This window comes from Acinetobacter sp. AR2-3 (assembly GCF_001878775.1).
GTDB classification, from domain to species: Bacteria; Pseudomonadota; Gammaproteobacteria; order Pseudomonadales; family Moraxellaceae; genus Acinetobacter; species Acinetobacter lwoffii_D.
The window spans coordinates 1-22,795 of record NZ_MJIQ01000088.1 but is presented as its reverse complement, the minus strand read 5'-3'; the positions used below and the strand labels follow the sequence as shown (position 1 = coordinate 22,795).

The window sequence follows — 22,795 nt, the reverse complement described above, 5'->3', positions numbered from 1 at the left end:
TCTCTTTTTTTGTACTGAATAATCTAAAAGATTATTGAGCAGCAGCTTCAGAAGCAGCAGTAGCGTCAGCAGCAGCTTCAGTAGCAACTGCAGCAGCAGCTTCAGCTTCAGATGCAGCGTCAACTTCAGCAGCAACTTCAGAAGAAGCTTCAACGTCAGTAGCTTCTACAGCAGCAGCGTCAGCAGCAGCTTCAGCTTCAGAAGCAGCTTCTACAGCTTCAGAAGCAGCTTGGTTAGCGTCAGCAGCAGCGTCGTCAGCTTTTTTAGCACAACCAACGAAAGCTAAAGTAGTAGCAACTGCAGCAGCAATAGCGATTTTTTTGAATAACATGGCATCACTCTCTAAAAATTGAGATTAAAAAAACCAAAGTTAGTCTGTTAAGTGCTTTTATTGTTCCTAATTGTGTTAGGGACTAACAACGCAGGAGCAGTCTAACTGGTCTGCAAATATGCTATCACTGCGCATTTTTAATTGCTACTGGCAATGATCAAAAAAGTACGGAAAAACGATAAAAAATAAGAAGTTTTTAACAGAAAATAACAATGGAATGAAACATTTAGATTGGAGAAAGGCTTGTTAAACACTTAAAAGTTATACAATTTTTAATCTGAATATTTTATTAATCAAAAACTTAAAAATAAGTTTACATAAATCAGGCTTGATTGTTTCATTCTGTAATTTATGTCAACCTAAAAAAGGCCACCGCTTGGGTGACCTTTCATTTGAAATTTTAATTTGAAGCTTTGCGTTTCATCTGATCAAAGAAATCATCGTTGGTCTTGGTTTCTTTCATGCGATCCAGTAAGAATTCCATTGCCGCCAACTCATCTTGAGTATGCAACAGCTTGCGCAGAATCCAGACTTTACGCAGATTGTCTTCTGACATCAGGCGTTCTTCACGGCGAGTACCAGATTTCTTGATGTTCATCGCAGGGAATACGCGCTTTTCTGCAATGCGACGATCAAGGGTAATTTCCTGGTTACCTGTACCTTTGAATTCTTCGTAAATCACTTCATCCATTTTACTACCGGTTTCAATCAGGGCAGTAGAAATGATGGTTAGTGAACCACCTTCTTCGATATTACGTGCAGCACCAAAGAAACGTTTAGGACGTTCTAGGGCATGCGCATCCACACCACCAGTCAGTACTTTGCCTGATGAAGGGATCACGGTGTTATAGGCACGTGCCAGACGGGTAATCGAGTCAAGCAGAATCACCACATCTTTCTTGTGCTCAACCAGACGTTTTGCTTTTTCAATCACCATTTCAGCGACTTGAACGTGACGTGCAGGAGATTCATCAAAGGTAGAAGCCACGACTTCACCACGAACCGTACGCTCCATCTCAGTCACTTCTTCTGGACGCTCATCAATTAGGAGAACGATCAGAATAACTTCAGGATTATTGCGAACGATGGACTGTGCAATGCTTTGCAGCAGCATGGTTTTACCCGCTTTCGGCGGAGCCACAATAATTGAACGCTGGCCTTTACCAATCGGTGCAACTAAGTCGATCACACGGGTGGTTAAATCTTCAGTGGTGCCATTGCCCAACTCCATCACCAACTGTTCGGTCGGGAATAATGGGGTCAAGTTTTCAAACAGAATCTTGTTACGTGAATTTTCAGGTGTGTCGTAGTTAATCTGATTGACTTTAAGTAAAGCAAAATAACGTTCGCCTTCTTTCGGCGGGCGAATGGTGCCAGTAATGGTGTCGCCAGTACGGAGGTTAAAACGACGAATTTGAGAAGGGCTGACATAGATATCGTCAGGACCTGCTAAATAAGAACCTGCGGCTGAGCGTAAAAAGCCAAAACCATCTGACAAAATTTCTAGAACGCCATCACCAAAAATCTCTTCGCCATTCATTGCATGACGTTTTAAGATGGCAAAAATAATGTCTTGCTTACGGTTACGAGCCATACCTTCGAGGCCCATAAACTCGGCAATCTTGATGAGTTCGCCAATCGGTTTTTTCTTGAGTTCGGTTAAATTCATAGGTGGTCAGATAGAATCAAAGTTCTGAGGTACAGGTTAGAAAGGGAGTAACATTCGGCCGCATACCAGCATTCAAACGAAAGCAATTGAATTTGCAAAAGAACAATTCAGAGATCTGTTTGAGTGTTTCAAAGGAAAATGTGGAAAACAATTTCTATTGCCGAGCGGCATCTTATGTAATGTGTCTTGTAAGAAATTGACAGGATTTAGGATCCTTTATCTCTTGAGTAGCGAATATAAGAGAAAATGCTAGGTTTGTCAATTTATAGCCGAAAAAAATACGCGAGCATGAGTCGCGTATTTTTTACTAAAAATGCTGTGCTTAGATATTGTCATCAATAAATGCAGTCAGTTTAGATTTTGGTGCAGCACCGACTTGAGTCGCAACAACTTCACCATTTTTGAACATCAACAAAGCCGGGATGTTACGGATGTTGAAATTCACAGCAGTTTGTTCGCAAGAAGTTACGTCAACTTTCACGATTTTAACTTTGCCTTGGTATTCATCAGCAAGCACTTCAAGTACGGGTGCAATTGCTTTACATGGTGCACACCAGCCTGCCCAAAAGTCCACCAGTACAGGAACGTCTGATTGAAGAACGTCTGCTTCGAAGTTTGCGTCAGTAGTGTTTATGATGTTGCCAGACATGGAATGTGCTCCAGATTAATATTTTAAAGATAACTAATTATTAGTATTACATAGCCATCTTTAACAATGTAGGGGAATCTGTAAATTTTCAATGCTTAATGTTATTTTGTCTAATGGATGATCACGATAGTGATGATCGTGTCTCACTATTATTCCCGATACAAAAAAGAATAAGGCATTAAATTGTCTCTACAAATGGCTTTTAAATTGCATGCATGTGAATTACTCTAAGCACAATTCGTTAAAGGTTTATTTCTGGAATGTCTGACTTTTTGATTGATGAAGAATTACTTGCCGCCATCGATATGGGATCAAACAGCTTTCATTTGGCCATCGCCCGTGTAGACCATGGCGAAGTGAAGAAAGTGGCATCAATGTCAGAAAAAGTTCAGCTTGCCGCAGGACTAGACGAAAATAAGAATTTAACCGAAGCCGCCCAGCAACGCGGTTTGGCCTGTCTGGCCCGTTTTGTCGGACGTTTAGGCGCAGTTCAGCCGAACCGATTACGGATTGTGGCGACGAATGCTTTGCGTCAAGCCAAAAACGGCCATGAATTTATCCAGAAAGCTGCAGAAATTTTACCGAAACCGATCGAAATTATCGCCGGTCGTGAAGAAGCCCGTCTGATTTATCTGGGTGTATCGCATACCATGGCCAACAGCGGTCGTCGTTTGGTGGTTGACATCGGTGGCGGTTCAACTGAGCTGATTATCGGTGAAGAATTCGAGCCGATTCATACCGAATCGGTACAAATGGGCTGTGTAGCCTTTACCAAGGCCTATTTTCAGGATGGGGAAATCAGCGCCAAAGCTTTTGATAAAGCAGTCACTGCGGCGCGTAAAGAAATTTCCGGAATTGCCAATACTTATAAAGAAGCCGGTTGGGATGCTGTCGTTGGCTCGAGTGGTACCATTAAAGCCTGCCGCCAGATTTGCGTCAATATGGGCTGGAGCAATGATCGCGAACAGTTGACGCGTGAAGGCTTGGAAAAGCTTAAAGACAAACTACTTAAATATAAATATGTCTCGGACATGGAATTCGAAGGTCTGAAAGATGACCGTCGTGCCGTCTTGCCTGCTGGTATTGCTATTCTCTATGCTGTCTTTGATGTATTGGGAATTGATCATTTGGTCTATTCCGATGGTGCACTACGTGAAGGCGTGATGTATGACTTGCTTGGCCGTTTCAAGCATGAAGATATCCGTGATCGTTCCGTCCATGCCTTGATTGGTCGATATAATGCCGATGCCAAGCAGGCAGAACGTGTGGTTCAGACCGCACAGAAATTGTTTAATGACGTGGCCAGTGAACTCGGGTTGAGTGTTGAAGATAGTGACCTGTTACGTCGTGCCGCCTATCTGCATGAGATTGGTTTGGCCATCAGTCACAGTGGCTATCATCGTCATGGCGCGTATTTATTACAACATTCGGATATTGCCGGTTTCTCGCAAGTTGATCAAAATCATTTGTCACATTTGGTCGCGCACCATCGGCGTAAATTGCGCGCTGATGCCAAGATTGATGTGATGAAAGTCGGTGGATCTAAACTTTTATGGTTATGTTTGCTGCTTCGTCTGTCGGTTTTGGTCAATCACAGTCGTAGCGATGAGATGCTTCCTGCCATTGAACTCAAGGTTGAAAATGCGCAACAATGGCAACTCAGCGTGTCTGGTGATGCCAAGCAATGGCCATTGCTGGTCGCTGAACTGCACGATGAACAGCAGCAATTTAAAAATTGGGAGATTGAACTCTCGATTCAATCCGAACAGTTTGTTAATTAATACCTTTATAGGGATGAAAACGGTTAACCTATGAAAAATAAAGCAACTCCATCAAAAGCATGGGCGACAGTGCAGATTGCACGTCATCCAGAACGTCCACAATTCCTGGACTATGTGGGTGAAATATTCACTGAATTTGATGCTTTACATGGTGACCGCCTATATGGTGATGATGGCGCGATGATCGGTGGTCTGGCTCGTTTTGATGGTCAACCGGTGATGATCGTCGGTCAGCATCGTGGTCGTAGTACCCGTGAAAAATTACAGCATAATTTCGGCATGAGTAATCCGGAAGGTTATCGTAAGGCACAGCGTCTGCTAGACATGGCAGAGCGTTTTAACCTGCCAGTATTCACTTTTATTGACACTATGGGTGCTTATCCGGGTGTTGGTGCAGAAGAGCGTGGTCAGGCTGAAGCAATTGCCACTAGTCTGGCTCAGCTTTCCAATTTGAAAGTACCTGTGATTGCAACTGTACTGGGTGAAGGCGGTTCAGGTGGTGCGCTGGGTATTGGGGTAGCAGACCGTGTGGTGATGCTCTCTCACAGTATTTATTCGGTGATTTCTCCGGAAGGCTGTGCCTCAATTCTCTGGAAAACCGCTGAAAAAGCTGAACAGGCCAGTGAAGCCTTGGCTCTGACTGCAGAAAAATTGCAGAAAATGGGTATTGTAGAATATGTGGTGGATGAAGGTGAGGGTGCTCATTTAAATCCGGATCAGGTCATGAACAGCTTGAAAGCAGTGCTGAAAGAAGCTTTGAATGAACTGCAACCAATGGAAGCGCAAGCACGATGCGAAGCACGTTACCAACGTTTAATGAAGTTTGGCAGCGACAATTTAGGTCTGGTTTCTTAAAACAGCTGCAGGACTTTCCTGCAGAGACAAAATTTCTCATCGGATGCAGTGGCGGCGTAGATTCTATGCTGTTGCTGCATCTGATGTTTTTTTTATGTCCGGAAAAAGTTCGGGCAATCTATGTTGATCACCAGTTGCAAAGTATCAGTAGTGTATGGGGCACTTTTGTCCAGCAGCAGTGTCAGCAACTGAATATTCCCTGCATCATTCAGCCAGTCAATGTCGCTAGTGGTAATTTGGAAAAGCAAGCGCGCAATTCACGTTATCAGGCCTATCGGCAACATTTGCAAGCGGATGAAATTTTGGTGTTAGCGCATCATCAACAAGATCAGGCGGAAACCCTGATGCTGCGTTTATTGTCTGGCGCCGGCATTGACGGTTTAGCAGCCATGAAACAAATCGATGTACGTGAAAATCTCACGATTTGGCGGCCATTGCTGGATATTTCCCGTGAGCAGATTTGCCAATGGGCATCAGACTTAAATGTTCAGAATATTGAAGATCCGACCAATGTTGATACCCATTATGACCGAGCTTGGGCACGCCAGACCCTGTGGCCGGTATTAAGCGAACGCTATCCTAAAATGCAAGCTGCCTTGGTGCGAACCAGTGAGTTAATGCAGGATGCTCAAGACATTTTACAAGAAGTGCTGCAACAGGATTTAGTATCTTGTGGGACTGAAACGCAGCTCGATCTTGATAAATTTCTACAGCTTTCAAAATCACGACAACATCAATTGCTCTCTGCCTGGATGAAAGGTAAACAACAGTATCGTCCATCTTTAGCGATGGTAGAGCGTTTGCAACGCGAAGTCATTCATGCCAAACAAGATGCTCAGGCGGCATTGCATTGGCAAGGCTTTTATTATGTGCGCTATCAGCAGCAATTATATCGTTTGACCGCAGAGACTTATTTGGCCGAGCAGCAACAGGTTCAAACTAGTCCAAAAACTATAAAATTCGCTTTAAAAGACAGCGTGCAGGTTTTGTCAGGGAAATTTATCATCGCGCCTGCACAGCTAGGTTTATCTCCTACATTATTGCAGCAAGCTTTGCATTTGCAGCAGCGGCAGGGTGGCGAAAAAATTCATTTATATGGCCGTGTCGGTACCTGGCCGCTGAAAAAAGCTATTCAGGAAGCGCAAATATTTCCCTGGGCTCGGCATACTATTCAAATATTAAGCACAGATAATGTTATGCTAGGCGTGTTTACCCCTAAAGGATTTTGGTTGGCCCAATCTGCATATTGTGAAGCAGGCGGATGGCTGCCGATTTCGGTTTCTTCAACTTTAGAACTCAACGACGAGCATTGAACATGAGTGCAGCTTTAAATTGTAATATCTGTTTTATTGGTGGCGGTAATATGGCCCAAGCCTTAATTGGTGGTCTGATTTCACGTGGTTTGCCAGCAACACGTATTACAGTTTCTGATCCGGTCGAAAAAGTCCGTGCTTTATTGGCGGAAAAAGAAATTAATGTGACCGGGGATAATAGCGCTGCAATTCAGGATGCAGATATTGTTGTACTGGCGGTAAAACCTCAGGTTCTGGCTCAAGTGCTGCAACCTTTAAAAGGTCTGGTTAATAATAAACTGATTATTTCCATTGTTGCCGGTGCAGAAATTGCCACATTATCAGGATTGTTGGGGACAGAGCGTATTGTCCGAGTCATGCCGAACACGCCAGCATTGGTACAGACTGGGGCACATGGTTTATATGCCAATGCATTTGTGGAAACCAGTGACCGTGAGCTAGCCAGTCAGGTTCTGGCGTCGACCGGGCTGACCATTTGGGTTGACTCAGAAGCACAAATTGATGCAGTCACTGCCGTCTCGGGTTCGGGTCCGGCTTACTTTTTCTATATGATGGAAAGTATGATTCGTGCGGGTAAAAATTTAGGTCTGGATGAAAAAGTTGCAACCGCACTGACTTTGCAGACGGCTTTAGGGGCGGCGCAAATGGCGATTACCAGCTCGAATACGCCGGCTGAGTTACGTAAAAATGTGACTTCTCCAAATGGGACTACACAGGCCGCACTTGAAGTCTTTGATCGCGCCCAGATTTCTCAAAATATTCAGGCGGCACTTGCCGCTGCACAAAAACGCAGTCAAGAACTGGCACAAGAGCTCAGTGAAAGCAGCAAATCTTCAGTTTAATTTTTAGGAACGTTCAAGTATGGGTGCAAATTCTGCGCTAATTTTTGGCATTATCATTAACGTCGCGATTTTGCTCGTATTCTTCCGATTTTTAATGCAACTGGCAGCGGTCAGTCCTTACAATCCTGTGGTTCTTTCTACCGTGAAAGCCACTAAAATTGTAGATGTATTTGGTCGAATTTTCCCAACCTTGGCCAAAGGCCGAGTCAGTACTGCTGCTTTGGCATTATTGGTCGTGCTCTATCTGCTTAAAATTTTTGGCATGATGTATCTGTCAGGTGGGATGCCGAATGGGCCTGTCCATCTGATTATTCTGACTTTTGTCACCATGATGCAGGATTTGATCCGTTTCTGTCGTTATTTGATTTTCGCTACGATTATCTTAAGTTGGGTGGTGATGTTTACTCAGTCTCGTTCGCCTTATATTGAAGTCGTGCAAGAACTGGCTGAACCTTTACTGGCACCATTCCGCCGGATTATGCCCAATATGGGCATGATTGACCTTTCTCCAATCTTTGCCATTTTGACTTTGATTATTATCGAAATGATTATGAACCAGGTGGCGATTGTATTGCTTACCGGTCTTTAATCGGATCCAAATAAAAAGGACGCTGAGGCGTCCTTTTTATTTGCTCCTCCCTTTAGAAAAAGGGAGGTTGGGAGGGATTTGTTAAACTTCCCAAGCCTTGAACAAGTTTTAATCGAAGTGCAAGAAGATGGGATATTAACCTCTCCCTAACCCTCTCCTGGAAGGAGAGGGAACTTGGATACTCTGAACCAGTAATGCTGCTGATTTCCTAAAAATAGAAAAATATGCGTTCGAAACTTGATAGCAGAAAAGATTTTAATATCGCTGCCTGTAGATGAGGATTATAAATTAAAATCCCCTCCATCCCCTTGCGGAATATATTCCTCACCTCCTATAAGGAAGATGGGGTTAAAGGCACATTAATGCGCCTCATCCCAGTTTTTACCTTTACCCACTTCTACCACCAATGGTACAGAAATCTGCAATACCGATTGCATCACTTCTGCCAGTTTAGGTGCGAGTTCATCGGCAATGTCTTCATCCACTTCAAATACCAGTTCATCATGTACTTGCAACAGCATTTTGGCCTGATCTTTCGGCAACATCTTGTCGACTTCAATCATCGCCATTTTAATGATATCCGCAGCCGAACCTTGTAGCGGAGCATTAATCGCAGCACGCTCTGCCGCTTTACGCACCATCATATTACGGGCATCAATATCTGGGGTATATAAACGGCGACCGAGCAGGGTTTCAACAAAACCCTGTTCTAATGCGACCTGACGGGTACGTTGCATATAGTCATAAATGCCCGGATAACGATGGAAATACTGCTTGATATAATCCTGTGATTCCTGACGGGTAAAGCCCAACTGACGGATCAGACCAAACTCGGACATACCGTAAAGTAGGCCGAAGTTGACAGCCTTGGCCTGACGGCGCTGGTCATTGGTCACTTCTTCCAACGGAATGCCCAAAACTTCCGCAGCAGTACGGCGGTGTACATCCTGACCATGAATAAAGGCATCCAGCAGGGCTTCATCCTGAGATAAATGTGCCATGAGACGCAATTCAATTTGTGAGTAATCGGCTGCCAGCAAGACACGGCCTTCAGATGCCACAAAAGCCTTACGGATTTGACGGCCAATTTCGGCACGAATCGGAATGTTCTGCAGGTTTGGATCAGTCGATGATAAACGGCCAGTTGCAGTCAGTGCCTGATGATAACTGGTATGCACACGGTGAGTATCAGGATTGGCCTGTTTGCATAAACCATCGGTATAGGTACTTTTGAGCTTGGACAAACCACGATATTCCAGAATCAGCTGGGCAATCGGATGTTCAATTTTTTCCAGTACACTTTCACTGGTACTGTATTGTCCGGTGGTGGTTTTTTTACCGCCTTTTAGGCCCAGCTTTTCAAATAACACTTCACCGACCTGTTTCGGTGAGCTGACATTAAAGCTTTCCCCTGTAATTTCCATAATCTGGTTTTCCAGATCTTGCATGGTATTGGCAAACTCACCCCCAAGCTGATCCAGAAAAGCCAGATCCAGTTCGATGCCGTTTTCTTCCATTTGCGTCAGTACACGTGCGACCGGAACTTCAATATTATGCAGAATATTCACCAGTTCAGGATGTGCCTGTAATTTGCTGCTCAAGACTTCATAAAGACGATAGGTAACATGTGCATCTTCTGCAGCATAATGCGCTGCAGTTTCAAGTGGAATCTGGTTGAAGGTCTTCTGTTTGGCGCCTTTACCGGCCACCTGTTCATAAGTCGTGGTCAGATGACTCAAATACAGACGGGCCACATCATCCATGCCATGACGAGTCGCGACGGAATTCAGGACATAGGAAGCCAGCATGGTGTCGAAATACCAGCCTGCCAGATGAATACCATGATTTTCCAGTACATGTGCATCATATTTCAGATGATGACCAATTTTCTTTACAGACTCATCTTCCAGAATTGGTTTGATCTGCGCCAGAATTACTTCACGATTCAGCTGTTCCGGTGCGCCTTCATAATCATGTGCCAAGGGAACATAGTAGGCATCTTGCGCATCGAAGGCGACTGAGAAACCGACAATCTGTGCAATACGATAATCCAGACTGGTGGTTTCGGTATCAAAGGCAAAACGTTTTTCGGTACTTAAGCGTTCAAACAGTGTGTCCCAATCTTGTTGGTTTAATACCGTGTGATAGGTGGCTTGTCCTAACTGGTCATCACTGCTGGTCACAGACGCATGGTCTTCCAGAGGTTCTGGTGCTGTAACCGCTTTGGCGTTAATAGATTTTGCTGCTTGCTGATAATTTGAATTATTCGGGTTGTTCGGGTGATCTAAGGACTGCAGCTGGTTACGGAATTCCAGCTCGGTGTACAAATGACGTAAGGTCTCGACATTCGGCTCACACAGTTTTAAATCGTCATAACCAAAGTTAAGATCCAGATCGATCACAATACTGGCCAGCTGATGGTCCAGTGCAATGCCATCGACATGTTCTTTAATATTTTGACCGACTTTGCCTTTGATCTTGTCGACATTTTCTAAAATGCCGCCAATCGAGCCATATTCAGTGAGCAGTTTTGCTGCAGTTTTGGCACCTACACCTGGCACGCCCATGATGCCATCTGATGCATCGCCCATCAGGGTCAGATAGTCAATAATCTGATTCGGCCAGACGCCAAACTTTTCAAACACGCCGTCGACATCCAGCGGTTTTTCTTTAAAGCTGTCTTCCAGGGTAACTTTTTCGGTCACCAGTTGCGCCATATCTTTATCGCCCGTAGAGATCAGCACCTGATGTCCCATCGCCTCGGCACGTTTGGCCAGTGTCCCGATAATGTCATCGGCTTCGGCACCCGGCAAGGTATGCAGCGGAATGCCCAAGGCGCGGATCAAGGCATGCAGATAAGGAATCTGTTCGGATAATTCCGTTGGCATGCTGGGACGGTCACCTTTATAAATCGGTGACAGCTCATGCCGGAAGGTCGGTTCGGGGGTATCAAAAATTACCGCCATATGGGTCGGTTGGGTCCGGCGCATCAGTTTTTGAATAGCAGAAATCGCACCACGAATTGCATTGGTATGTAAACCGGTTGACGTGGTTAATGGTGGCAGTGCGTGAAAGGCACGAAATAAAAAGTAAGAGCCATCGACCAAGACAAATGGTGGCATGTAATCAATTCCTTATTCAAAATACAGCGCTATTGTACGTGATTTTTACCGCGCTCGCTGAGGCGAGTCTGAGTTTACAGCTTAGCGAATATCGGCCGAAGATGAAATAAGCAGCACAAGCTGTTGTATGATGGAACAATTCAGGAAAGAGAAATATAAGAATGGCTGCAGGACGGAATGAGTTGCGCATGATCTGGCTGATTACCCTGCTGATTGCCGGGATCAGCGCCTGGTATCTGGGTTATCAGATTGTGACTTATCTGTGTGGTTTGGGGTTTATCTTTAGCGTGATGCAATATGTCACTGCGGTAGAAGCACCGCTGAATCAATTGGCCGGACAGCAGCAGATGTCCTTGGAGCAAAACTCTAAAGTTCCTTTATATATTTCTTCAATTACTGCCATTGTTGGTGGACTGGCTGAACTGGATTGGCTGATGGGGATCGGGATTACGGCCTGGGTATTCTTTTTGCTCAGGTGGCTGCAACGTCTGGAAGGGCGCTTGATACAGCTGCAATCACAATCTCTTTCTGCCGATCCCTTACAGCGATCACCGGATCGATCCGATTCTGTTCCATTGGTGAAAACCGAGTCTGCCCAAGAGGTAAACGATTCTCCTCATCTGGTAGATCAACTGCAGCGCTGGCTTTTTCAGGGGAATCCTGTCCTCAAGGTCGCAATCAGTATTTTGGTGATTGGGATTATTTTACTGCTGCGCTTTGCCACCGAGCACTGGCAACTCAGTCTGGCTGCAAAATTGGGCCTGGTTGCACTGGCAAGTGGCTGTGTAACAGGTCTGGGTTATCGCCTGATGCAAAAAAATCGGAGTTTTGCTCTGGCACTGGAAGGACTGGGTTTGGGGAGTCTGTTCCTGACCTTATTTTTTGCCTATTACAATCTGGTGATTCCCACGTTACCGTTGGCAACATTGCTATTTCTCATTATTCTGGCCATCACTCTATATTTAAGCCTGAAACAGGAAAGCATCGAACTGGCTTTGATGGCTTTGCTGATTGCTTATCTGGCGCCGTTTACCTTACCGACCCGCGATGCTTCTGCCGTTGAGCTGATTAGCTATTATTTGCTGATCAATATCGGGGTGGCAGTGCTGAGCAGTTTCCGACCATGGAAGATTCTCAATCAAATTGCTTTTTTAGTCACTGGGGTCGTTGGCGGGATATATAGCCTGATTCATGGTTATACATATGAGCGTTATGCCATGACTGCGCTGATTCTGGCACATAGTGCACTGTTTATCTGGCTAGGTTTCCGCTTTAGCGAGTTGCTGGCACGACAGGATCTCTCACGTTTTCAATTAAAACCGGTATTGGACTTAGCACTGATTTTTGCTGCTCCTATTACCGCTTATATTTTTTTGTATCTGATTCATTTTAATCAGCCCAATCAAAAACTCTGGCAAGCTGGATTAAGCCTGTTCTTTGCACTGGTCTTTGCCGCTTGCTGGACACTGCTGCGCCGTAAACAAACTATCCTGCTCATTTCGCAGAGCTATCTGAGCCTGATGCTGATTTTTCTCGCCTTGGTGCCCCCGATCTTATTGACAGAACAATGGAGTGTGATTGGCTGGGCAGTTGAAGGTGTGCTGATTTATTTATGGGCCTTGGAAAAAAATGTCCGGGTAGCACACTATCTGAGCATGGGCTTATTGCTGATGGCCGGATTCAGCAGCCTGTATTATCTGGTCGAGATTAATCCAACACCGCGAATAATTTTCTGGATTTTGAGTCTGTGCTATGTGGCAGTCGTGGTCATCAGTCAGCTTAAAAAGCAGTACCAGCAGCAGATGAATAGTCTGAGTGTCAGTTTTTTAAGCAGCCTAAGTGTCGCGGCCAGTTTGATGCTATTTGCCTTGCTGGAAGATGAATTTCCGAGTCAGCATGCCTATGTGCTGAGTTTATTTATCATCACACTGGGTTATGTAATGTTCAATGAAATGATCCTGCGCAAAAATCAGGAGTGGTCATGGTTACTGCCGAAGTGGAGTGGCATCTCGCCCTTGCTGGTCATTGCGGCGATTCTAACTCTGGATCGCAGTCAGAATGCGGTGATTGTCTGGAATAGTGATCTGGAACGTGGGGTTTCTGCACTTTCAACGATATTATTGGCCATTCTGTGGCTTAGACCGCTGGCTGGCTTGCAGCTCTCCAAAGAATGGATGAGCTTTGGCGTTTTTAGCAGTCTGGCTCTGGCAAGTTTATGCCTGATCCCGAACATGCCTTATCTGAGCATGGTGATTTTACCTTTATTATTCTGCCTGTGGTGCTATCGGCAGGATGTGCAGTCAGGTTGGCAGCAGCTTTGGCAAACCAAGAGCTGTTTATTGCTGATGGCAACTTGGCTGGTTTGTTCACAGCTGTTTAGCCAGCAAGCCTTTCAATATTACTGGCTGCCGATTCTGAATCCTTTTGACCTGATCAGTATCGCCATGTTTGCCAGTTTTATCTGGATGCTGTTACAGCAAATCAAGGTGGGACGTGATAAAGGCATGATCGCAGTTTTAATGGTACTAAGTCTGTTATGGCTTTCCAGTTATATTGTTTTAAGAGCTTTACATGTGTACCTGCAGACGCCGTTTAATGAGCTGGCATTATGGAGCAATGCGACGGTTCAGCTTAGTCTGACCATACTTTGGGTATTACTCGCCTGGATTACCATGTGGACAGCAACGCTCAAAAAACTGAAACTGATGTGGATTTTAGGCGGCAGTATTCTGGTGATTGTGACCTTGAAGCTCGTACTATTTGACCTGTCACATATTGGCACCCTGACCCGGGTGATTTCCTTCTTGCTGGCGGGCGGGGTGATGCTACTGATTGCTTATATTGCGCCGATGCCGGAGAGGGAGCTTTGAATCCTCTCCCTAACCCTCTCCTTTAAAAAGGAGAGGGAATCTAAGGGTTATTTCAGATCAGGCTCTCTTTTGAGGGCCTTTTCATTGGCATATTGATCGATTTCTTCATTTTCCAAAGGACGGGAAAGTGGATGATCGACAAAGCCCATTTTTGGCACCGGAATTTCAATCTGGTTATCGACAAAGCCGTTGCGAATCCGTTCCTGCATTTCATCACGAACTTTCAGGTAGTTTTCCTGTTGGCACCACACTGCAAACAGCAGTTCAATCGAAGATTCACGGAAAGCGGTAACGGTGACTGCAGGTTTCGGGTCGGCCAGTACCAGTGGATATTTATTGGCAACGTCCAGCAGAACTTCGCGTACCTTGATAATATTTTCATGGAAATTGATCGCCAACGTAATCGGAATCCGCCGTATCGGAAATTTCGACAAGTTCTGCACCGGTGCCCGAATTAGCTGTTCATTCGGTAAACGCACATAGATATTATCTTGGGTCAAAAGTTTAACCGAGAGCAGATCAATCGAAATCACTTCGCCTTCAATGGTATGCCCACGAATCAAGGTAATCTGGATGGTATCACCGACTTCAAAAGAACCTTCACCAATCAGGAACAGACCACTGATCAGGTTGGATGCTGAGGTTTGCGAAGCAAAACCCAGTGCGACCGTTAAAATCCCTGCAGCGCCAAGGAAGACACTGAGTTTAAAACCGGCTTCTTTCAGACTAGCCATCACAAACAGCAGGAAGATAAAATAGAAAATTCCGCGGCGCCAGACCAGTTTCTGATGGGCATTAAAACGGACACCAATGGTGCGAATAAAGGTATTGGAAATAAAGCGTGCGATCAGGAAACCAATAAAGCACAACACCACCGCCACCAGAACTTCGGTCAAACGGTCGGTATTGATATTGGTAAATACTCCCTTCAGGCTGTTGGTGACTTCGGTCGGAATATTTGAACTTGGCATCAGACGCCCTTAGAAAAATGAATCAAACATATTAAATAACGCACCTGCCGGATCGCGCGGTGGATGCAGATAGGCCACTTCACCAGCATTTGGTGGTGTGCGGTTTTCGACCCGAATCCGTGGTGGACGATCCGAACTTTCATGCAAAACGCGGATTTGTGAGGTCCATAAGCGGCCGGTACTTTCACTGTAAAAAAGCGGCAGGGCAGGCACTGGCACATTCATTCGGTCAAAGCGCAATTGCTGGTTACTGGTATTGTGAAACTCAATCGGCGTGACTGCACGAAAGGCTCGCGGATGTAACTGTTTCAGTTCGGTTCTGCCATCGACTGCGGTGGCATAACAGATTTCCCCCGAACGGTGATTGGGTCCAAACCAGGTGTCTTTTGGCAAGATTACCGGCAAATCGAAAATCGGTTCGCGCTGCCCCTCGACAAAACCGGCAATCCATAAGGGCGTGCTGATATAAAGCGTACCGCGCTGTCCGGCAGGAATATAAATCGGATCGACTGGTTTAATCACCACAGAACGGTCTGCAAGGCGTGGCATCAGTTGCAATTTGTTTTGCGTGGATTTGAACATATAGCGTTCAATTTTCACAGGTGGGGGAAAGGCAAAATTCGGATCATCAATCTGATGCCATTGCTGTTCATAATCGTATTGCACAGAAGGGCGGAAATATTCCAGTCGCCATTCCTGAATCCCTCGGGTCAGCCGAAACAGCAAGGAGCCAAACTGCCAGGCTTTAGACTGATTTATTTCAAAATTCTGTTCTCCCCACCAGCGCATTTTCGCTGTATTCGGGATTAATTCATCTTTATCTCGCGGCAATCTTGGCACCCTTTCTTGCTAAATCTTTGAAAACATACTTCACGCTGTCATATGCTTAGAGTACACTCAATTTAAATTTTTTCATCATTATTATAATCCGCGATGCAAGTACTTAAACAATTACAAATCCCATATAGCTTCGCCAAGCGCCATGGTGTGCTGTTGCGTTATGAGGGAGATCAGGCCTTTATTCTGCGTCGTGACAATACCTCGATGCTTGCATTGCAGGAAGCTCGCCGTCTGCTCGGTTATCCGGCTCATTTTCAACTCTGTAGCGAACAGGAATTTAACCAGTTACTCAGTTCCAGTTTTGCCGGCGATAGCGGCGAATCGCAACAGGTCGCTGCCGGTCTGGAAGATCATCCGGATTTACTCAGCCTGGCTGATTCCGTACCTGAAGCTGAAGACCTGATGGATCAGGAAGATGATGCGCCGATTGTGCGGCTGATCAATGCATTGCTCTCAGAGGCGATTCGTGTCGGGGCTTCCGATATTCATATTGAATCTTTTGAGAAAAAATTGTCGGTGCGTTTACGGGTCGATGGCCAGTTACGCGAAATTGTACAGCCACGCCGTGAACTGGCACCGCTTCTGGTTTCACGGATTAAAGTCATGGCCAAACTGGATATTGCCGAAAAGCGTATTCCTCAAGATGGCCGTATTTCTTTGCGTCTGGCTGGTCGTGAAGTCGATGTCCGTGTATCCACCTTGCCATCTTCTTATGGGGAGCGGGTGGTGATGCGTTTGCTGGACAAGCAGGCCGGCCGTTTGAATATGACCCATTTGGGCTTGATGAATAATGACTATGATCGACTCAAGACCTTAGTACATCGCCCGCACGGGATTATTCTGGTAACCGGCCCGACCGGTTCGGGTAAAACCACCACTTTATATGCGGCACTTTCTGATCTGAATGATGGTTCCAAAAATATCCTCACGGCTGAAGATCCGATTGAATATCAGCTGGAAGGCATTGGACAAACGCAGGTCAATACCAAAGTGGATATGACTTTTGCCCGTGCGTTAAAAGCCATGTTGCGTCAGGACCCGGATGTGGTCATGGTTGGTGAGATTCGTGATCTGGAAACCGCAGAAATTGCGGTGCAGGCATCCCTGACAGGACATCTGGTGTTATCCACCTTACACACCAATACCGCGATTGGTGCGGTTACGCGCCTGAAAGATATGGGAATTGAACCATTTCTGCTGTCCAGTTCTTTAATCGGGGTAATTGCCCAACGTCTGGTGCGTACCTTGTGTCCACATTGCGCGACCTGGCATGAGGCAGATGCTTTCGAGAAGAATCTATTTGGCAATATTGAGCATCCCCAAGATTTAAGATTACCGCAACCTCAAGGCTGTGAACGTTGTGGCAATACTGGCTTTAGTGGCCGTACTGCAATTTATGAAATTGTCCCAGTCGATGATCATATGCGCCGTTTGATTCATGGCAATGCGGCTGAATATGAAATCGAAAGCTATGTACGTCAGCAGTCAGGTTCCATTCGTGATGATGGTCTGCGTAAAGTATTGGCCGGAAAAACCACGATTGAAGAAGTATTGCGAGTAACCAACGAAGCAGTAGAATAATTTTTTAATCTGCTCGCTTTATCATAATGATCGTCAGGACTTTTGGATATTTACCAGAGACTGACGATTTTTTTCATGAGTTGTGCACGAAAAGGTGCAGTCGGATTTCCCGGATTACGCAGAGTTTCATTTTCATAAAAGTTCTGCCAGGCTTGTGCCATTGCTAAACTCAGTCCTTCCTGTTTCATTGTTTCAACATCTGCCTGAGTAATATTGAGAAAACGGGCTTCAGCATCTTTGGGGCCAGCTCCCCAGCCAATAATCCCTTTACCAAATTCAGGCAGAATCATATTGTTGGGTGTTGCAGGAATGGGTAGGCGTTCAATTTCAGTATTGAGCAGAGATTTTATTTTCGGACGGATTTTTTCTGAGAGATAAAGATCTGCAAAAGAGGTTGTAGCAGTGAGGAGCAGGAGAGAATTCAGAAGAACTAGTTTTAACATCAATATAAATCGAATAAATGTAAATAAGAATCATTATATATAATTTCTTAAGTTTTTGCTGCAGTTTTCAAGTGGGGAAGAGAAGTAGCTTTTGACAAAAGATGAAGCGGGTAAATTTTGAAATTTATAATTGAAGTCTAGCTATCCTGAAACTTTTTTCAGGATAGCTGTTAAATAAAAAAATTAAGTAATTACGTTTAAGTTCACATCAATATTATTACGGGTCGCATTTGAGTATGGACAGACAATATGCGCAGCATCCACCAGTTTTTTTGCTTCTTCCTGATCCATGCCTTCAAGATGGATGTTTAATGTCACTTCGATCCCGAACCCGGTAGGAATCGGACCAATCCCAACATCACCTTCAATATAGGCATCTTTACTGATATTGAGCTTGTCACGATTGGCAACAAATTTCATTGCACCCAAGAAACAGGCGGAATAACCTGCGGCAAAGAGCTGTTCAGGATTGGTTCCACCGCCTGGTCCCCCCATTTCTTTAGGTACGGCCAATTGGACGTCCAGAATCTGATCGTCAGAAATGGCGCGACCATCACGGCCCCCTGTGGCTTTGGCATGTGCGGTATAGACGGCTTTTTCTAATGACATGAGTTAAATCCCTGTTTATTTTTCGTAGAGCTTCTATGCTCGGTGATTTCACCTGAAGAATAAGCAGGGATTTTGTTATTTTATGCAAGCAAATGAAACGATTCAGGAAAGTTGAAGAAGTCTACGGTGTTGCATTAAAGGCATGGATTCACGCACTTTTTGCTGTTCATTTAAATCAAAGTCGACGGTGATGAGTTGAGCACCTTCTGCATGGATCATATTAAGAAGTTGTCCACGACTATTGGTGGCGGCTGCATGTCCCCAAGTCTGGCGTTTTTCTCCATGCCAGCCTTGTTGAGCTGCACCAAGCACCGAGCATTGGCTATCTAGAGCACGTGTTTGCAGAAGAAGCTGCCAGTGCATTTCACCTGTGGTATAGGTAAAGGCAGAAGGAGCGGTCAAGAGGTTTGCACCTTTGGCTCGTAAATTTAACGCCAGTTCCGGAAAGCGCAGGTCATAACAGACCATTAACCCAATATTGCCAAAAGGTGTTTTGGCTACGACAACATCTGTGCCGGGTTCAAAGAACTTGGATTCCTGATAACCACCGACAGCATCGCCGACTTGCACATCAAACAGGTGAATTTTGTCATAACGTGCTTCGGTCCGTTCCGGACTGATACACAGGCTAACGGTACGCACCCGGCCATCCTCAATGATTGAACCATCCGGACGATAAGGGCAGGGTAATGTACCGGCAACGATCCAGGTGTCATATTCATGGGCAAGTTGTTCCAGACGCTGCTGAATCACTTCAAATTGTGCAGCAGTTTCACGCTGTTTACCTGCTGCAAAACAGACAAAGTTTTCCGGGAAAACAATCAGTTCAGCACCATTGGCCTTACTTTGTTGAATTAAAGATTCAATCTCCACGAAATTGACATCAATTTCATTTTGAGAATTCATTTGTACAACAGAAAGTAAAGTCATAGGGTCCTCTTATAAGATGGTTATACCTTTTGCTCGGAAATTTTATCTAAATTGTCTTGCTCTTTCTGTAGCTGTTTGACTAAAGGTTCAAACATGTTCTGATTGCTTTGATTCAGTTTCATCAAGGTTTTATGCGCATCCAGAACCGTATTCAGCATATTTTGATGCGTGACATGTTCTTCCATCAGCGCACGTGTGCAGACATTTGGATCACCACAATAATTCAGAATCACAAACACCTGGCTCAATCCCATACTATTGGCCAAAGTGGTAATGTCAGAATTGGTAGAAAGCATGACAGCCTGAATATTGTGTACTTGCTTGAGTTTGAGTCCTAGTTTCGCTAAAACACCCAGTACGGTACTGTCAATGAAACTGGTTTCGGTGAGATCAACGATAGCGCCAACTACGTTGTCTTGCTGTTCAATTTTGTTCAGTAATTTGTCTAGACTAATACAAGATTGGGCACGCACTTCGCCGATAAGCTTAAAAATATGCGTTCCGTTCAGACTTGCATATTCAACATGACCTGTTGACATATAAATGCCATTTGCAGAGAAGGATATTAAATTATCCCATAGGGTGTATTGATACTCAAGTGGCTGAAAGTAGTAATCAAATTAAGTGCTTATAAAGCCTGTAAATATACTGCTAATTTACGCGGATAAAGCTTAAAAAGGCGATATCGTCAGCCACGTGTTCCGGAGCCTGAAAAGATTGATTCTGCAAATGGTGTAATAATTGCGAGAATTGTTCATTTAAACCACCATCAAAAGGTTCCAGTGCGCCATCCGAGCAGATAATAAAGCGCGCATTGCGACTTAATACCCATTCATTTTCCTCAACTTCAAGATCTTCGGTTAAGCCCAAAGGGAAACTGCTGGAAGAGAGGATTTTAGGTTCTTGATTGGGTTCAAATATAATCGGTGGAGGATAATGTCCAGCGCTGGACCATTTTAATACATGGGTTTCCAGATTAAGAATCCCGGCAATCATGGTGATGTGCTTTTCAATATTTTCCTGCATCAGCATACCGTTCAGCTTCTTGATCAGCTCGCGCGGCGTCTTGGAGCGACCATGGAAAGCTGCCATCCAGGACGTGAGCAAACTACTGGTGACGCCATGTCCGGATACATCGGCCAAATAGAAAATCACTTCTTTGTCGCTGATTTTCCAATAATCATACCAATCCCCTGAAAGATAGGCTGAAGGCTGAAAATAGGTTTCGACCTCGTAATTGGTCAGTTCAATCGGATTCGGTAACAATTTTTTTTGTAGTTCTGCAGCAGAAGGCAGGTCACGGCTATCCTGGTTACGCTTATATTGTGCATCAATTTTTTGTAATGCCAGATCTGGATTCTCGGGAAGCTTGTTCCAGATCCAGCCGGCTAAAGCCCCTTGTTCCCAGGCCTGAGCCAAAGCAGTACCTTCATTTTCTAAGGCCAGTACAATCGTAGGCAGATTCCACTTATATTTCAGATAATCATGTACATCTGCAATCGCAATAATCGTAGAGTCATACAGTTCATGATCATCCAGATAGATCATCTGAACATGAGGAAGCGTATCAAGTACTTGATCTAAGTAAGGAATATCACGAGTCGGTTGAATGAAATACATAAAAAAGTGATTCAATCCCAGGATTGGCTATAAGATGTACTATAACAAGCAAAGTATTGCTAGCGAACAGATTTTCACTAGCAATCATACATGAAGCTTAAACTTAAAGATCTTCGTTTGAAGATTCAATGTTGCTATCACTAGAAGGTGCATCATCAGAATTGTCATCTTCAAAATCATCTTCTAGGAAAAGCGTATCTTGTTCTGTACCTTTCTTTTCTGCAATTGCATAATTGGTACGTTGTAAATAAATATCGCGAATCTGCGCATAGCGATCGCCAGTCAGCACTCCTTCAACGTCCAGTATTTCTGAACGGGTATCGATGGCACGCCAAAACTGATCAGTCCAGTAAAGTCCATCTTCATCTTCGAGAATGTATTTTTGTGGACGAGCTTGACTATCTACAGCAGTACCGATTACGCCACGGACAGAACTTGGACCTAAAAATGGCAACATGATATAAGGGCCAGAAGGCACGCCATAATAACCTAAGGTAATTCCAAATTTTTCCTCTTCATGACTCAAGCCCAGGCGACGCGCTGGATCAGCCAGTCCTAAAGTTGTTAAGGTGTTAATGGTAAAACGACCTAGGGATTTAGCAGCGCGGGCAGGACGACCTTGAATCAGCTGATTCACCACATTCCAAGGTTCACCTAGGTTACTGCGGAACTGGGTATAGCTGCCACGAACATCTTGAGGAACTTTTTCCACATATTGTACGGCTATGGGACGTACCACGGTGCGGTCAATCGCATCATTAAACTGATAGATCTTTCTATTTAGCGGCTGAAAAGGATCTTTAACTTCTTCAGCTTGTGCTGCACTGGCATCAACTTTCAGTTGCGTTTGTAATTGTTGCGCTTTGGTTGAGATCTTTGTTCTAAGTGGCGTTTTTGCAGGCTCGTTTTCCAGATTTTCCACATCGGTGGCCACCTCGGCGAAAACATGTGCGCTTGAGGCTAAAGAAAATAAACATATAGATAAGTAAATAGAACGATGCATAAGGTAACCCGAGGCCTTTTCTGTGTAAGTAGCACTACTTATTAGTATGAAAATAATAAACGTTATATTCACGAATAGACATCATTTAAGCAAATTTGTATAAAAAATGAATGAAAACACACGAAAAGCTTAAAAAATATACATACAAAATGATTTTCTTGAAAAAGGTGTTGCAAGGGCTCTGAAATGCTGTAGAATGCACATCCATCGGCGGTGATGAAGATTAAAACTTCTGATAAAACAGTGACTTAGTTAAGTTTAATTGAGTTGGGTTTTATTTGATAAGTTTGAAAAATAGTTTTCATTACTTGTTGACTTTCTAGAGATAGAGAGTAATATAGCCGACCTAGCTTGCTGGTGACGAATTAGCAAGAAGATCATTAAGAGATTATGAAGAACAACTTGTGTGGATTTTTACTGGTTGATTGATCGAAATTATTTTCATTGATTGATGGTAGAAATTACTCGAAGTTTATTTGAGAAATATTTGTCAGAAAATTGATGAGCCAAGATTGGTGCCCTTTAAGGCACTACATAGTATTAAACTGAAGAGTTTGATCATGGCTCAGATTGAACGCTGGCGGCAGGCTTAACACATGCAAGTCGAGCGGGGAAAAGTAGCTTGCTACTTGACCTAGCGGCGGACGGGTGAGTAATGCTTAGGAATCTGCCTATTAGTGGGGGACAACATCTCGAAAGGGATGCTAATACCGCATACGTCCTACGGGAGAAAGCAGGGGACCTTCGGGCCTTGCGCTAATAGATGAGCCTAAGGCG

19 protein-coding genes and 1 rRNA gene are annotated in these 22,795 nt (G+C 44.5%); 8 read left to right on the top strand and 12 right to left on the bottom strand.

Going from position 1 to position 22,795, the window contains the following annotated elements; translation table 11 throughout:
* Positions 1-31 precede the first annotated feature (31 nt).
* The 3 genes from BFN00_RS14615 to trxA all read right to left on the bottom strand — a co-directional run bounded on the left by BFN00_RS14615 (position 32) and on the right by trxA (position 2,649).
* Positions 32-331, bottom strand: coding sequence for a hypothetical protein (locus BFN00_RS14615; RefSeq protein WP_071852242.1), 300 nt, complete (start codon positions 329-331; stop codon positions 32-34).
* A 400-nt stretch (positions 332-731) separates the two neighbouring features.
* Positions 732-2,000 (bottom strand): transcription termination factor Rho, encoded by a 1,269-nt coding sequence (rho, locus tag BFN00_RS14610; RefSeq protein ID WP_004278267.1) that lies wholly within the window; start codon positions 1,998-2,000, stop codon positions 732-734.
* 322 nt (positions 2,001-2,322) lie between these two features.
* Entirely contained in the window at positions 2,323-2,649 is a 327-nt protein-coding gene (gene trxA / locus BFN00_RS14605) for a thioredoxin (RefSeq protein ID WP_005250793.1), read from the bottom strand.
* Between the two features lie 260 nt (positions 2,650-2,909).
* Here trxA and ppx point away from each other — a divergent pair, with 260 nt between their 5' ends.
* Genes ppx through BFN00_RS14580 form a run of 5 tightly spaced genes read left to right on the top strand, consistent with a single transcriptional unit; the run spans position 2,910 to position 8,029 of the window.
* On the top strand, positions 2,910-4,430 hold the full coding sequence (ppx, locus tag BFN00_RS14600; protein ID WP_004278264.1) for an exopolyphosphatase: 1,521 nt from the start codon (positions 2,910-2,912) through the stop codon (positions 4,428-4,430).
* Between the two features lie 30 nt (positions 4,431-4,460).
* Entirely contained in the window at positions 4,461-5,285 is an 825-nt protein-coding gene (locus tag BFN00_RS14595; protein ID WP_004278263.1) for an acetyl-CoA carboxylase carboxyltransferase subunit alpha, read from the top strand.
* A complete protein-coding gene (gene tilS, locus BFN00_RS14590; protein WP_071852241.1) occupies positions 5,222-6,598 on the top strand; it encodes a tRNA lysidine(34) synthetase TilS in 1,377 nt (458 codons plus the stop codon). The genes BFN00_RS14595 and tilS overlap by 64 nt, the downstream gene beginning before the upstream one ends.
* A gap of 2 nt (positions 6,599-6,600) precedes the next feature.
* Positions 6,601-7,440: a pyrroline-5-carboxylate reductase gene (gene proC / locus BFN00_RS14585; RefSeq protein WP_071852240.1), complete on the top strand. Its 840-nt coding sequence runs from the start codon at positions 6,601-6,603 to the stop codon at positions 7,438-7,440.
* 19 nt (positions 7,441-7,459) lie between these two features.
* A complete protein-coding gene (locus BFN00_RS14580; RefSeq protein ID WP_004278259.1) occupies positions 7,460-8,029 on the top strand; it encodes a YggT family protein in 570 nt (189 codons plus the stop codon).
* A 359-nt stretch (positions 8,030-8,388) separates the two neighbouring features.
* On the opposite strand, the gene polA is transcribed toward BFN00_RS14580, so the two are convergent.
* The gene (gene polA / locus BFN00_RS14575; RefSeq protein WP_071852239.1) at positions 8,389-11,151 is read right to left on the bottom strand and encodes a DNA polymerase I; all 2,763 of its coding nucleotides are present in this window, start codon (positions 11,149-11,151) and stop codon (positions 8,389-8,391) included.
* 161 nt (positions 11,152-11,312) lie between these two features.
* Here polA and BFN00_RS14570 point away from each other — a divergent pair, with 161 nt between their 5' ends.
* Complete coding sequence (locus tag BFN00_RS14570; RefSeq protein WP_071852238.1) at positions 11,313-14,021, top strand: DUF2339 domain-containing protein; 2,709 nt, start codon at positions 11,313-11,315, stop codon at positions 14,019-14,021.
* A gap of 47 nt (positions 14,022-14,068) precedes the next feature.
* On the opposite strand, the gene BFN00_RS14565 is transcribed toward BFN00_RS14570, so the two are convergent.
* On the bottom strand, positions 14,069-14,992 hold the full coding sequence (locus BFN00_RS14565; RefSeq protein ID WP_005250806.1) for a mechanosensitive ion channel family protein: 924 nt from the start codon (positions 14,990-14,992) through the stop codon (positions 14,069-14,071).
* A 9-nt stretch (positions 14,993-15,001) separates the two neighbouring features.
* Positions 15,002-15,781 (bottom strand): DUF432 domain-containing protein, encoded by a 780-nt coding sequence (locus BFN00_RS14560; protein WP_086044916.1) that lies wholly within the window; start codon positions 15,779-15,781, stop codon positions 15,002-15,004.
* A 144-nt stretch (positions 15,782-15,925) separates the two neighbouring features.
* Here BFN00_RS14560 and gspE point away from each other — a divergent pair, with 144 nt between their 5' ends.
* Entirely contained in the window at positions 15,926-17,413 is a 1,488-nt protein-coding gene (gspE, locus tag BFN00_RS14555; RefSeq protein WP_005246044.1) for a type II secretion system ATPase GspE, read from the top strand.
* A 50-nt stretch (positions 17,414-17,463) separates the two neighbouring features.
* On the opposite strand, the gene BFN00_RS14550 is transcribed toward gspE, so the two are convergent.
* From BFN00_RS14550 to BFN00_RS14525, 6 genes are all read right to left on the bottom strand, one after another.
* Entirely contained in the window at positions 17,464-17,856 is a 393-nt protein-coding gene (locus BFN00_RS14550; RefSeq protein ID WP_005103334.1) for a DUF4951 domain-containing protein, read from the bottom strand.
* Positions 17,857-18,039: 183 nt separating this feature from the next.
* Positions 18,040-18,465: an organic hydroperoxide resistance protein gene (locus BFN00_RS14545; RefSeq protein WP_004732917.1), complete on the bottom strand. Its 426-nt coding sequence runs from the start codon at positions 18,463-18,465 to the stop codon at positions 18,040-18,042.
* A gap of 102 nt (positions 18,466-18,567) precedes the next feature.
* Positions 18,568-19,395: a carbon-nitrogen hydrolase family protein gene (locus BFN00_RS14540; protein ID WP_005107790.1), complete on the bottom strand. Its 828-nt coding sequence runs from the start codon at positions 19,393-19,395 to the stop codon at positions 18,568-18,570.
* A 20-nt stretch (positions 19,396-19,415) separates the two neighbouring features.
* Positions 19,416-19,934 (bottom strand): anti-anti-sigma factor GigB, encoded by a 519-nt coding sequence (gigB, locus tag BFN00_RS14535; protein WP_004647542.1) that lies wholly within the window; start codon positions 19,932-19,934, stop codon positions 19,416-19,418.
* 112 nt (positions 19,935-20,046) lie between these two features.
* The gene (gene gigA, locus BFN00_RS14530; RefSeq protein WP_004732911.1) at positions 20,047-21,015 is read right to left on the bottom strand and encodes an RsbU family protein phosphatase GigA; all 969 of its coding nucleotides are present in this window, start codon (positions 21,013-21,015) and stop codon (positions 20,047-20,049) included.
* A 103-nt stretch (positions 21,016-21,118) separates the two neighbouring features.
* Positions 21,119-22,018 (bottom strand): MlaA family lipoprotein, encoded by a 900-nt coding sequence (locus BFN00_RS14525; protein WP_005246048.1) that lies wholly within the window; start codon positions 22,016-22,018, stop codon positions 21,119-21,121.
* Between the two features lie 542 nt (positions 22,019-22,560).
* Here BFN00_RS14525 and BFN00_RS14520 point away from each other — a divergent pair.
* A 16S ribosomal RNA gene (locus BFN00_RS14520) occupies positions 22,561-22,795 on the top strand; the annotation flags it as partial.

What these genes read in the sequence shown, in the direction of transcription:
- BFN00_RS14615 (WP_071852242.1), bottom strand. Translation starts at nt 331, where the DNA reads ATGTTATTCAAAAAAATCGCTATTGCTGCTGCAGTTGCTACTACTTTA.
- rho (WP_004278267.1), bottom strand. Translation starts at nt 2,000, where the DNA reads ATGAATTTAACCGAACTCAAGAAAAAACCGATTGGCGAACTCATCAAG.
- trxA (WP_005250793.1), bottom strand. Translation starts at nt 2,649, where the DNA reads ATGTCTGGCAACATCATAAACACTACTGACGCAAACTTCGAAGCAGAC.
- ppx (WP_004278264.1), top strand. Translation starts at nt 2,910, where the DNA reads ATGTCTGACTTTTTGATTGATGAAGAATTACTTGCCGCCATCGATATG.
- BFN00_RS14595 (WP_004278263.1), top strand. Translation starts at nt 4,461, where the DNA reads ATGAAAAATAAAGCAACTCCATCAAAAGCATGGGCGACAGTGCAGATT.
- tilS (WP_071852241.1), top strand. Translation starts at nt 5,222, where the DNA reads ATGCGAAGCACGTTACCAACGTTTAATGAAGTTTGGCAGCGACAATTT.
- proC (WP_071852240.1), top strand. Translation starts at nt 6,601, where the DNA reads ATGAGTGCAGCTTTAAATTGTAATATCTGTTTTATTGGTGGCGGTAAT.
- BFN00_RS14580 (WP_004278259.1), top strand. Translation starts at nt 7,460, where the DNA reads ATGGGTGCAAATTCTGCGCTAATTTTTGGCATTATCATTAACGTCGCG.
- polA (WP_071852239.1), bottom strand. Translation starts at nt 11,151, where the DNA reads ATGCCACCATTTGTCTTGGTCGATGGCTCTTACTTTTTATTTCGTGCC.
- BFN00_RS14570 (WP_071852238.1), top strand. Translation starts at nt 11,313, where the DNA reads ATGGCTGCAGGACGGAATGAGTTGCGCATGATCTGGCTGATTACCCTG.
- BFN00_RS14565 (WP_005250806.1), bottom strand. Translation starts at nt 14,992, where the DNA reads ATGCCAAGTTCAAATATTCCGACCGAAGTCACCAACAGCCTGAAGGGA.
- BFN00_RS14560 (WP_086044916.1), bottom strand. Translation starts at nt 15,781, where the DNA reads ATGCGCTGGTGGGGAGAACAGAATTTTGAAATAAATCAGTCTAAAGCC.
- gspE (WP_005246044.1), top strand. Translation starts at nt 15,926, where the DNA reads ATGCAAGTACTTAAACAATTACAAATCCCATATAGCTTCGCCAAGCGC.
- BFN00_RS14550 (WP_005103334.1), bottom strand. Translation starts at nt 17,856, where the DNA reads ATGTTAAAACTAGTTCTTCTGAATTCTCTCCTGCTCCTCACTGCTACA.
- BFN00_RS14545 (WP_004732917.1), bottom strand. Translation starts at nt 18,465, where the DNA reads ATGTCATTAGAAAAAGCCGTCTATACCGCACATGCCAAAGCCACAGGG.
- BFN00_RS14540 (WP_005107790.1), bottom strand. Translation starts at nt 19,395, where the DNA reads ATGACTTTACTTTCTGTTGTACAAATGAATTCTCAAAATGAAATTGAT.
- gigB (WP_004647542.1), bottom strand. Translation starts at nt 19,934, where the DNA reads ATGTCAACAGGTCATGTTGAATATGCAAGTCTGAACGGAACGCATATT.
- gigA (WP_004732911.1), bottom strand. Translation starts at nt 21,015, where the DNA reads ATGTATTTCATTCAACCGACTCGTGATATTCCTTACTTAGATCAAGTA.
- BFN00_RS14525 (WP_005246048.1), bottom strand. Translation starts at nt 22,018, where the DNA reads ATGCATCGTTCTATTTACTTATCTATATGTTTATTTTCTTTAGCCTCA.